At 61.4% G+C, this 10,817-nt stretch carries 10 protein-coding genes; 5 read left to right on the forward strand and 5 right to left on the reverse strand.

Features of this window, described 5'->3' with window-relative positions:
* Both K8U03_04240 and K8U03_04245 read left to right on the forward strand, forming a co-directional pair.
* Positions 1-547, forward strand: a 547-nt coding sequence (locus K8U03_04240; GenBank protein ID MCE9604094.1) for an HAD-IC family P-type ATPase, incomplete at its 5' end; no start/stop codon positions are given.
* A gap of 17 nt (positions 548-564) precedes the next feature.
* Positions 565-1,749, forward strand: coding sequence for a hypothetical protein (locus tag K8U03_04245; protein MCE9604095.1), 1,185 nt, complete (start codon positions 565-567; stop codon positions 1,747-1,749).
* Position 1,750: 1 nt separating this feature from the next.
* Here the strand turns inward: K8U03_04245 and K8U03_04250 are convergent, their stop codons facing one another.
* The 3 genes from K8U03_04250 to rimO all read right to left on the reverse strand — a co-directional run bounded on the left by K8U03_04250 (position 1,751) and on the right by rimO (position 4,886).
* Positions 1,751-2,716: a CPBP family intramembrane metalloprotease gene (locus tag K8U03_04250; GenBank protein ID MCE9604096.1), complete on the reverse strand. Its 966-nt coding sequence runs from the start codon at positions 2,714-2,716 to the stop codon at positions 1,751-1,753.
* A gap of 16 nt (positions 2,717-2,732) precedes the next feature.
* Positions 2,733-3,383: a CDP-alcohol phosphatidyltransferase family protein gene (locus K8U03_04255; protein MCE9604097.1), complete on the reverse strand. Its 651-nt coding sequence runs from the start codon at positions 3,381-3,383 to the stop codon at positions 2,733-2,735.
* An 87-nt stretch (positions 3,384-3,470) separates the two neighbouring features.
* Complete coding sequence (rimO, locus tag K8U03_04260; GenBank protein ID MCE9604098.1) at positions 3,471-4,886, reverse strand: 30S ribosomal protein S12 methylthiotransferase RimO; 1,416 nt, start codon at positions 4,884-4,886, stop codon at positions 3,471-3,473.
* Between the two features lie 312 nt (positions 4,887-5,198).
* Here rimO and K8U03_04265 point away from each other — a divergent pair, with 312 nt between their 5' ends.
* Positions 5,199-5,954 carry an ImmA/IrrE family metallo-endopeptidase gene (locus K8U03_04265; protein ID MCE9604099.1) on the forward strand — a complete coding sequence of 252 codons (756 nt, stop codon included), beginning with the start codon at positions 5,199-5,201 and terminating at the stop codon, positions 5,952-5,954.
* Here K8U03_04265 and K8U03_04270 read toward each other — a convergent pair.
* A complete protein-coding gene (locus K8U03_04270; GenBank protein MCE9604100.1) occupies positions 5,928-6,512 on the reverse strand; it encodes an isoprenylcysteine carboxylmethyltransferase family protein in 585 nt (194 codons plus the stop codon). The genes K8U03_04265 and K8U03_04270 overlap by 27 nt on opposite strands.
* Before the next feature lie 205 nt (positions 6,513-6,717).
* On the reverse strand, positions 6,718-7,566 hold the full coding sequence (locus K8U03_04275; GenBank protein MCE9604101.1) for a hypothetical protein: 849 nt from the start codon (positions 7,564-7,566) through the stop codon (positions 6,718-6,720).
* Positions 7,567-7,873: 307 nt separating this feature from the next.
* On the opposite strand from K8U03_04275, the gene murE reads away from it, so the two are divergent.
* Positions 7,874-9,361 (forward strand): UDP-N-acetylmuramyl-tripeptide synthetase, encoded by a 1,488-nt coding sequence (murE, locus tag K8U03_04280; GenBank protein MCE9604102.1) that lies wholly within the window; start codon positions 7,874-7,876, stop codon positions 9,359-9,361.
* A 487-nt stretch (positions 9,362-9,848) separates the two neighbouring features.
* A complete protein-coding gene (murB, locus tag K8U03_04285) occupies positions 9,849-10,727 on the forward strand; it encodes a UDP-N-acetylmuramate dehydrogenase (protein MCE9604103.1) in 879 nt (292 codons plus the stop codon).
* Positions 10,728-10,817 lie beyond the last annotated feature (90 nt).

The following is a 10,817-nucleotide window of genomic DNA, read 5'->3' on the forward strand; positions in this document are numbered from 1 at the left end:
TGCAGCCGAGGCGGTGAGTCGGATGCGGGCATTGGGTCTGAAGACGCTCCTCCTTTCGGGCGATCATCGCACGACCGCCGAAGCCGCGGCGCGCGAAGTCGGGATCGACGAAACGATCGCCGAGGTGTTTCCTGCCGATAAGGAAGCGGTCGTGCGACGTTTGCAGGCTGCGGGAGCGCGGGTCGCAATGATCGGCGATGGCATCAACGATGCTCCGGTGCTCGCCGTCGCCGACCTCGGCATGGCCGTGGGTCGTGGAGCCGATGCCGCCTTGGAAGCGGCCGACGTCGTGCTCGCCAATCACGACTTGCGAACCGCTGCCCGAGCCGTACAACTAGGTCGCCTGACGATGCGCGTCGTGCGGCAGAATCTCGTGTGGGCCTTAGCTTACAACATCGTGCTGATTCCCGCCGCGGCCGGAGTTCTCGCACCGTGGTACGGCAACGAGTGGCGCTTGCCGCCGATCTTCGCCGCCGCGGCGATGGCGCTGAGCAGCGTCTCGGTCGTGCTCAATAGTTTGTCGCTCCGTGTGCGCCGCTGGGATTGAAACCTCGAACGACTTCCATGAAATTCGCACTGCTCACTCCCGACGCCGATGCCCTCGCCCTGACGGCCGCATTGCTCCAGAGCGGCGACGGGGAGCTGACCGCGTTCTTCGCCGCCGATCCGGTCATGGCCGGCAAGCTGCAAGCGCTGGCGCCGGATGCTACCCGGATCGACGAATGGGAAGGAGTTTTGGCGGGCTCGAGCCAAGCGGTGGTCGTCGGCTGCGCCGGGCCTGCGGAACCACGCTTCGAGCAACTTCGCCGGCTGGTGCTGGAGAACGTACCGGTGGTTTTCGTGCATCCGTTCGGCTTGGCGCCGCTCGAATACCACGAGCTCGACATGAACCGCCAAGCGACGAAGACCCCGATCGTCCCCTACGAGCCGACGCGGCATCATCCGGGCGTCGAGGCCTTGAGCGCGCTGGCACGCTCGAACGAAATCGGCCGCATCGAGCAGGTCGTCGTCGAGCGGCAAGCGAAGGAACGCGCACGGAGTGCGAGCTTAAGCCGCTTCGTGCGCGATATCGGCATGGTGCGGCGGATCGCCGGCGAATGCGAGAAAGTCTCGGCGCTCGGCAAACTCGGCGAAGAGCCGAACGTCGGCTCGGCGTCTCCGGCCACGAACGACGGCGGGCATCTCGGCGTGCAGATCACGACGACCGACGGCGTGCTGATCCGCTGGTCGATCGGGCCGATCGCTGAAGGAGCCGGCGCAAAGACGACGTTGATCGGAACCTCGGGGAGCGCCGTGCTCGCGATGCCCGACGTCGGCCCGTGGACGTTGCAAGTCCGGCGCGGTGACGACGTCGAAGCGAGGTCGTTCGTCGATGCCGATCCCGCGACGAACGGACTGGCCGCGATTACGCAGGGAGTGTCGACCCCGTCGGACGATCCTCTTTGGCGCGAAGCGCTCGGTGATCTCGAACTCGTCGAAGCGGTCGAACGGAGTTTGCGCAAAGGGCGCACCGTCGAGCTGTTTCACGAAGAAGCGAGCGAGCAAGGGACGTTTCACGGCGTCATGGCGGCCGGCGGCTGCTTGCTGATGATGCTCAGCATCGGGCTGGCGATCGTCGCCACGGTGTTCGGCAAGTTCCGCTTTTGGCTCGCGAATCTTTGGCCTTACGCGCTACTGTTCGTGTTGAGCATGTTCCTCTTGATGCAGCTGTTTAAGTTCGTCTTTCCGGCGCATAAGAAAGACGTTTGAGCTACGCTTGCTTCTGCTCCAACAGCAGCATGATCATGCTGAGCGCGTTGAGCATGAAATGCACGACCACGCAAGGCCAGATGCTATGCGTTTGGCGGTAGAGGTAACCCAGCGCGAGCGCGAAAAAGAAAAGCGGAATCGGCGCCGGCCATTGCTCGAGATGCACGGCGGCGAAGATCAGCGAGCTGACGAAGATCGGCATGAAGGACGCCTTCGCCGGACTTCCGACGACGGCGACCGGACTCGGCACGGGAGCCAATTCGACCACCTCGTCATCGGCGAACTCGGCCTGACGCGCAACCTGCGCGGAGAGGCGTTCGAGCCAGCCTTGCAGCACGACTCGAAACAGAAACTCTTCCACCAACGGCGCAACGACGACCGCCGCGAACGAGCACCAGAAGACGATCGAGCCGTTGCCGTCTCCCTTAACCGCATCGACGAGCGGATGATTGTATTTAATGCCCAATCCTTCGACGATCGCGGCTTGCAGCAACAACGTCGGCGGTGCGACGACGAAGAACGTTAAGAAGCCTTGTTTCAGCCGTCGCGGGAAATTGCGCATGGAGATCCCGAGATCGTCGGGGCCGGCGTTTCTAAAACGAACGAGCGCCAACGTCACGAAGAAAACGGTGAACAGATTGGCAGCGCTATGGGCTTGAATCATCTTCAAAAAGAAGCCCGACGACGACCGAAGAGTTGCTCCGTTATCACTTAAGGCGGCGACTCGCTCGGCATCAGACAGGTCGGAGAGATAGGCGCTGCTCGCCAGTTGCCCGGCTGCCGCAGCAAGGCCGATATAGACGGCTGCCGCCCAGAGAACCCATGCGCCGCCCCAAGGGACCGAGCGGCGAGGTTCGTAGTCCAAGATTTCGCAACGGCTTCGCAGGCGACGAATCACGAACGCCCAACCGAGCACGGCGAAATAGATCGCGGCGAGCAGAGCGCCGAGCTCCCATTGTTGCTTCATGCGCAGCGCTCGCAACTCATTCGTCGGCCGTCGAGCCGGCGTTGGGGGCATCGCCGATCAGCGACGCGGCGCGACGAATGTAGGCGATGCCGGAGTAAACCGTGAGCGCGACGGCGCTCCACACGGCGATGTCGAGCGGCACCAGCAACCAACTCGGCCGGTACGCGAGATAAAACAAACTCGAACCGGCCGCGATGCACTGCAACACCATCTTCAGCTTGCCCGACATATCGGCCGAGAAGTCGGTGCCGCGCTGCTCGATGAAGCTGCGGAGCGCCGTGACGAGCAACTCGCGCCCCATCACGAGCACCGCCATCCAAGGCCGGATTCCGCTGCCGGAGACGATCGCGTCGGGCAAGGCGCCGCCGGCGGCGACCGCGACCGTCGGCACGGCCGCCAGAAAGATGAACGTGCCGCAGATGATCATCTTGTCGGCAAACGGATCTAAGATCCGGCCCAACTGCGTCACGAGCCCATACTTTCGGGCCAAGAAACCATCGAGCCAATCGGTCGAAGCGGCGACTACGAACAGGACGAACGCCGCGGGGTAAGCGCGGTAAGCGATGCAGACGAACAACACGATCGAGAGCGCGATCCGCGAAACCGTGAGCTGGTTGGGGAGCGTCCAGACGGAAGGCCGGAGCGGAAGCTTGGTTTCGATCGACATAAGTTCGGCGTTCTGGAGGCGGACCCGGCGATGTTGGCGGTCGCCGAGAGGGCGACCTTGCGGATTGCGGTTACCGAGGCTTCCGGATCAGCGCGGTTTCGCGGCGGCTGCACCGATGAGATCGTACCCTTGCGACGCGACGATCTCGGTCGAGACGAACTGCCCGGCCTTGAGCTTCTTGCCGGTCACGAACACGACGCCGTCGACATCCGGGGCGTCGGCGAAACTCCGGCCGATCCAGGCATCGCGCTCCCCTTCGACCGGGACGTCGAGCAACACATCGAGCCGCTTGCCGACCTGCGACTTCGTGTAGTTCAACACGACTTCCTGCTGCGCCGCCATGACTCGATCGCGACGAGCGTTTTTCACGTCTTCTTCGATCTGGCCCGGCAGCTTCGCGCTCGGCGTATCGACTTCGTAGGAATACGTGAACACGCCGGCATGGCGAAATTTTTGCTCGCGAATGAAGTCGACCAGTTCGTCGACCTGTTCTTCCGTCTCGCCGGGGAAGCCGGTGATGAACGTCGTACGCAAGGCGAGGTTCGGAATTCCGGCGTGCAGCTTCGAGATCAACTCGACGGTCGAGGCTTTATTCACGCGCCGTTGCATGCGGCGGAGCATCGTGTCGTTGATATGCTGCAGCGGCATATCGATATACGGGACGATCTTCTTACTACGCCCGATCACTTCGATGAGCGCATCGCTGACGTACATCGGATAGAAGTACATCAGACGAATCCATTCGATGCCGTCTACCTTTTCCAACTCGACCAACAACTCGGCCAGCCGCGACTCGCCGTAGAGATCCATGCCGTAATACGGCGTGTCTTGGGCGACGATGTTCAACTCGCGCACGCCGTCGGCGGCGAGCTCGCGCGCTTCGCGCAAGACTTCTTCCATCGGCTTCGTGGCATGCTTGCCGCGCATCTTCGGGATAGCGCAAAACGTGCAAAGCCGGTCGCACCCTTCGCTGATCTTGAGATAAGCGAAGTGCCGCGGCGTGATCCTCAAGCGTTGCCGATCGACGAGCGGAACCGACGAAGCCGGCTCGAACACGGTTCGCTGCTCGGTGAGCCCGCCGATGAGGCGATCGGCCACCTTGGTCACATGCTCGCGCCCGAACACGCCGACCAAGTGATCGATCTCCGGACAAGTCTCGAGCAGCTTCTCTTTTTCTCGTTCGGCCAAACAGCCGGAAACGATGACGCCTTTGATTTCACCACGCCGCTTGAGCTCGAGCATCTCATGGATCGCGGCAAACGATTCATCGCGGGCTCGTTCGCTAAAGCCGCAGGTATTGATGACGACGAAATCGGCCCCGACCGGCTCGCGCACCAGCTGATAACCGTCAAGCTGCAAGAGCCCGAGCATTCGTTCGCTGTCGACGAGATTTTTCGGACAGCCGAGGCTGACGAAGGAATACGAACCTTTGGAAACCAAATCGGCTTGGTTTCCCAGTCGTGCGGCGGAAGCGGGTGATTCGACGATCGGCAATTGATTCATGAATTTCGAGCGACTTGTTTCATTCGGCACGTGCGGCCGGAGTATTTCAGCGATCTTCGTGGCCGATTCGGCCCCAATGCACGGCTTTGCCCTGGGAGCCACGGCAACCCAAAATTGCCGCAACTCAAAGGGAGACCAGGAAAAGCGGCGAAAGAAATGCGCACAAGCAACAAACCTCCATCGTAGCCGATGCCCGAGGCCGCCGACAATGGCCTGCCTTTTCGGCCCCATTTCGCGGGTTTCTTCTTCGCGGCTTGCCAAGAGAAACCCTCTCGCTATAGTGTACAAAAATACACCCACCTGAGACTCGCCATGTTCGCCGATTTGTCTACCGCCGAGGTCCACTCCGCGCTCGACGGCTGCTGCGCCCGGCTCTTAGACCAAGCGCAGATCGCCGAGCCGCCGGTCGATTGCTTCGCGCTGGCGAAAGGGCTCGGCATCGTCGTCGGCATCGACTCGCGGCAAAGCGGTCGGGCTCGCTGCGTGCGGCTCTCCGCGTCGTCTTCTCAAGGGCAGGAAGCGATCTTCATTCGGCCCGACCCGCGCGCAGAGCGCCGCCATTGGGCCGTGGCGCATGAGATCGGCGAGCATCATGCGCATGAAATTTTCTCGCGGCTCGGAGTCGATCCTTCGAGCGCTCCGCCGCAGACTCGCGAACGCTTGGCGGACGCCTTGGCGAAACGACTGCTCCTGCCGACGGCTTGGTTCATGCAGGTCGGCGCAGAGTGCGACTGGAGCTTAACCGATTTGAAGAACTCCTTCGCGACGGCAAGCTTCGAGTTGCTCGCGCGGCGATTGCTTGATCGCGCAGCACCGGCCATCGTGACGATCTTCGATCAAGGACGAACGTCGTTTCGCGCCGACAACTTTTCCGGCCGCCGAACCACGCCGACGGCGTTGGAACTGCGAGTCTGGACGCGTTGCCGTCGGACGGCGTCGACACAAGCCGAGTCGGATCGAGCGCTACGAACGCGCTGCTGGGCGGTTCACGAAGCCGAGTGGAAGCGCGAGATCTTGCTGACGGAACCGAGCGAGCTCGATTTAGAGCAGACGGCGCCAGAGTTCTAGCCCCGTGAGGCCGACGAGTGAGGAGATCACGGCGCGATATTCATGGTTTCGCAGCCATTGCCCGACGGTCCAATGGCCCGGTGCGAACCGCGACCAGCGGAACGGAATCAAGCGCGACGTCTTGGCGGCATAGTCCGTCCAGCGACTCCCATAGCGATCCACCATGCGGCGTTCTTCGTTTCTCATCGTCGCCCAATAGATCGCCACGATCGGCAAGACGATGATGAGATAGTTGCTGGGATCGCCGATGATGTGGCAAAAACCGACCATCATTAAAAACGATCCGAGATACAACGGATGGCGGCAGAGCGAATAAGGGCCGTCGGTCGCCAGATCTTTTCCTTTTCGCAACACGCCGGCGGCCCATGAGCGAACGGCGAGCCCCGCACAGACGAGCAAGCAGCCGATCAAGCCTTGGTATTCGCCGGCGGCGAAGATCGCGCGCGGCTTCCAGCCCATCACCAGATCGAACACGATCAACGATGTGAACATCACGAACGAGATCACGACCCGAAAATCGACCAAGAGATTTCGGAGCGATTGAGTTCGGGTAGGCATAGTTGCCGCAACGACGGTCATAGTGGTGCTTTCGGAAATCTCGATAGTCGCAAAAGAACGAACCGCGGCAAGCAACGCCGGCAGCACAGATCCCTACAATCACGCAAGCTAAGTCATCTAAAAGCGCTAAGTTAGGATCGATCGGAAATGCTGTCAATTCGAGTATCTCGCCGACAACGCTTGATGGCTCCTAGAGAGGGGGTCGTCAACTCGGTGAGCATGCGAGTGATTCTATGCGCTCAAGCAGAACTGATTCCGAAACAGGTTTTCCGATCAGCTCGGAAACTCCGAGTGCTTGCCAACGGAGCAGGTCTTCCCGTCGCGGGTAGTTCGCCAAGGCAATGATTTTATGCGGGGCATGACGTCGCACGATCTGCCGGCATTCCCTTTCGCAAGTCGCAATGGTGCTCGGCATGTCCCAGAGGACGACGGTCGGCGAAACCGCTGCGGCCCCATTGTCGTCGTCGCATGCGAGCGGAAGCGGTTGCAATTCGGCGCGGCGAGAACAGAAGTCGAAGAGCCAACGATGCACGACAGGATCGGTCGCGGCAATGCCGACGACGATGCGTTCTCTCACGTTCGCATTGCTTCGAGCCGGCTGCGATGGAGTCATCATGCGTTCTTCGTCCGACATCGTCGTCGGGAGGCCCCACTCGGGACAAAGCCCTGCTTCGAGCCGAGCGAGCTCGGTGCGGACCGCCGCAAGAGCCTGATGCCAGCAATATCGCTTCGACGCGGGAGGGGGCAAGCTGCGAAGTTCTCCTTCGCACCAACTCCCGACGATCCGCAACAGCCCCGCCGTGGGAAATCGCCGCCGCAGCCGCACGGCGTCCCCCTCGGTAAATTCGCCGGCATACGCTTGCGCGACGACGATCAATGCCGGCGCCAAGTCGGCCGGCGGCGAGAATTCGAGTTCTTGCCAGCCGGCGAACGACGTCACCTCCGTACGCCGCGCCAGTTCGTCGAATACCGGGGCGAATTCCGCACGCCGGCAGTCGCCGAGCCAGAGCGTCGAATACAGGCGAGAGCGTTCGTGGAGTGGAGAGTTCGTCACGCAGTTATCAGACCCACAAGCCTGGAACATCGCTACCACACCGATCACGTCATGCTGACCGCGACGGGCAATGCTGTCTAGGGCAACGCCGTCAAAGCCAAATACTTGCCCAGCGGACTTCGTACCCATTACCACGTTGATTCCGATCTTGACCTCGATTCTCGAACTTGCGACACTCGCGCCGCAACTCAAGACCGCAACTTGCCGCAGGATCGCGAATCGCGTCACGGCAATCGTTCCGGCAGTAGATTGCATCAACCAAACAGAGCGATACGGCATCGCTCAACGGGCACGGAGGCCTGGCGCCATGGACGGCGGACCGGTCGGAAAACTCAGCGTAAGCCTGAAAGAGCTGCTACCCCACGCCGAAATCGTCGGCGCCGGCGATATCGTCGTCACCCATTGCACCGCCGATTCGCGCTCGTGTCGTGAGGGAGACCTGTTCGTTGCGATCGCCGGCACTCAGGCGAACGGCCACAACTTCGCCGCGCAGGCCATCGCCCTCGGCGCGAAAGCAATCGTCGCTTCCAGACCGATCGCCGATGCGATCGTGCCGGTTTGCTATGTCGCCGATACGGCTGCCGCTTACGGCCTCATCTGCCAAGCATTAGCCGGCAATCCAAGTCGAAATTTGAAAACGATCGGAGTCGCCGGTTCGTTCGGCAAGACGACGACCGGCTATCTCATCGGGTCCGTACTGAACGCCTCGGGAATTACGACCGGCATGCTCGGCTCGCTCGGCTACTGCGACGGCCGCGAAATTTCCGATGCTCGTTGGACGACTCCGCCGCAACATGTCGCAGCCGCGTGGCTTGCCCGCATGGTCGACAACGGCTGCACGCACGCCGTCGCCGAACTTTCCGGTCGCGGACTCCGCCAATCGCACATGGCAGGCGTGGCCTTCGATGCCCTTTGCGTCACGAACCTCCGCTCCGAACACGAAGACAGCTCCAGCGCCGAATGTCGGACGATGACCTCGCGCATGCTCGAGCATCTTACGCCCGAAGGGTTGTTGGTCGTCAACGTCGATGATCCCGGCGCGGCAGCGCTGGCCGAGCGTCATGCCGGTCCGATGCTTACCGTAGGGATGAACTTGGCGGCCGAAATTTCGGCCAACGTCGTTGAACGTCATCGCTCGGAACAAACGTTTCTTCTTTCGTTCGGGCGCGAAGTCGTCCCGGTTCGCACCCCCTTAATCGGCGACCACAACGTCGCCAATTGCCTGCTCGCCGCCGCGATCGGCACCGCCTACGGCATCGCGCCGACGAAGATCGTGCGCGGGCTCGAAGAGGTGCGAGAACTCCCCGGCCGGCTCGAGCGCATCGAATGCGGACAGAACTACAGCGTGTTCGTCGATGAAGGCCTGTCGCCGGAATCGCTGGCGACGTGCCTCACCGCGCTGCGAACAGCGTCGACCGGCCGCGTGATTTGCGTCTTCAATTCGACCGCGGATCATAGCCGACTATTGCGAACCCGACTGGCTCGCACCGTCGAACAAGCTTGCGACTTGGCGATCATCACCGAAAGCCCGACGGGCGGGGTTGAATCGCCCAGCGAGCTCGCCAACGGATTCCGTGATGCAAACAAGCGGTCGATCGTCGCCGATCGAACCGATGCGATTCGCGAAGCGCTGAAGCAAGCACAACCCGGCGATAGCGTGTTGATCGCCGGCCAAGGAGCGGCGACGTATTCCATCGCCGATCGAGAACAAGACTATTGGGACGACCGACAAGTGGTACGCCAGTACCTCTATCAACTGACGCACGATGAATCACGAGCCGACAACGCGGCCTAACGAGGAGCAGTCGAACAAACCAACACACCGAAACATTGGATGAAGTATTGTCGTAGACGATGGGTTTGCGGGAACTACATCGTCTCCCTCCCTCCTGGGTTTGGAGCATTTTGTTTATTGAAGCGGTCTCTGGGTCGATCGCTTCGGTAAACGCTTCGCGGCAATACTTCATTGACTGTTCGTCGGAGCGATCGCAAGATCGCTCCGACGACAGGGAACACGCGACATCCGGCGTCGGGCCACGAGCCCGCGCCGGATGTCGTTTTTTACTGGGCAAGTTCGTTCAGCGAAGCCGGTTGCACGACGGCGGCGGAGGCGAAATCGCTCTCCCTGCCGGCCTCGACCGACTTAGCCCGGCCCACGGGGTTGTCGATTCGCGCCTAACACCTTATAGAAGTAGTCTCCTGCGGCCGAAAAAAGTCTCGACCGCACCGATTTTCGAGCATCCGACTTTCGCTCGCCGAGGCTTCGCGGAATAAAGCGCACTATGGCATTCACGACCGGGCTGGAAAACTGCGTGCGGCAACAAGTGCCGCTGGCTCCTTACACTTGGTTTCGCCTCGGCGGCCCGGCGCAATACTTCGCCGAACCTTCGACGCCGGAACAACTTCAAGCCGTGGTTCGTCGTGCGAAAGCCGAAGGCCTGCCGGCCCGCGTGCTCGGCGGAGGCTCGAATCTGCTGATTCGCGAAGCGGGAGTCGCCGGGGTCGTCATTCGCTTAGCCGCCCCCTGCTTCGAGCGGATCACGATCGAAGGCAACAAACTGCAAGCCGGCGCCGGCGCCAAGCTCGGGTATGCCGTTACGCAAGCCGTCACGGAAGGGCTCGCCGGCCTGGAATCGCTCATCGGCATTCCGGGAACCATCGGCGGCGCGCTGCGCATGAACTCCGGCAGCCGGAGCGGCGACATCGGCCAGTGGACCGCGAAGGCGACCGTCATGGACGACGCCGGCGAGATCATGACCCGCTCGCGCGAGGAGCTGGTCTTCGCCTATCGCGAGAGCAGCCTCGACGAGCTATTGATCGTCTCGGCCGAGTTCGAGCTCGAGTCCGACGACCCCGTCGAGCTGACGAAGCGAATGCAAAAGCAATGGATCGTGAAGAAGTCGAAAGTGCCGCTCGGCCATCAAGCGACGGGACTGATCTTCAAGAACCCCCAAGGCATGAGCGCCGGCGATCTGATCGAACAGGCGGGCCTGAAGGGGGCGCGGGTCGGAGGTGCCGAAATCTCCGACCGCCACGCCAACTACATCGTCGTCGATGAAAAAGGATCGAGCGACGACGTGCTCCGCCTGATCGAACACATCCGGACGCGTGTGCAAGAACGGCTTTCGATCGATCTCGAAAACGAAATCCAGATTTGGTAGTCGGCGATGGTTCGATAACGGAAACTCAACTCGGCGTCGTTTAGAAATCGTCCGTATGGATGCGGCGATTCTTACGAGGCAATTTTCTCA

The organism is Planctomycetia bacterium, from assembly GCA_021413845.1.
In the GTDB taxonomy this organism is placed as follows: Bacteria; Planctomycetota; Planctomycetia; order Pirellulales; family PNKZ01; genus PNKZ01.

Excerpts from the sequence above, each read along its gene's own strand:
- murE (MCE9604102.1), top strand. The coding sequence starts at position 7,874 with ATGGACGGCGGACCGGTCGGAAAACTCAGCGTAAGCCTGAAAGAGCTG.
- murB (MCE9604103.1), top strand. The coding sequence starts at position 9,849 with ATGGCATTCACGACCGGGCTGGAAAACTGCGTGCGGCAACAAGTGCCG.
- rimO (MCE9604098.1), bottom strand. The coding sequence starts at position 4,886 with ATGAATCAATTGCCGATCGTCGAATCACCCGCTTCCGCCGCACGACTG.
- K8U03_04270 (MCE9604100.1), bottom strand. The coding sequence starts at position 6,512 with ATGCCTACCCGAACTCAATCGCTCCGAAATCTCTTGGTCGATTTTCGG.
- K8U03_04265 (MCE9604099.1), top strand. The coding sequence starts at position 5,199 with ATGTTCGCCGATTTGTCTACCGCCGAGGTCCACTCCGCGCTCGACGGC.
- K8U03_04250 (MCE9604096.1), bottom strand. The coding sequence starts at position 2,716 with ATGAAGCAACAATGGGAGCTCGGCGCTCTGCTCGCCGCGATCTATTTC.
- K8U03_04245 (MCE9604095.1), top strand. The coding sequence starts at position 565 with ATGAAATTCGCACTGCTCACTCCCGACGCCGATGCCCTCGCCCTGACG.
- K8U03_04255 (MCE9604097.1), bottom strand. The coding sequence starts at position 3,383 with ATGTCGATCGAAACCAAGCTTCCGCTCCGGCCTTCCGTCTGGACGCTC.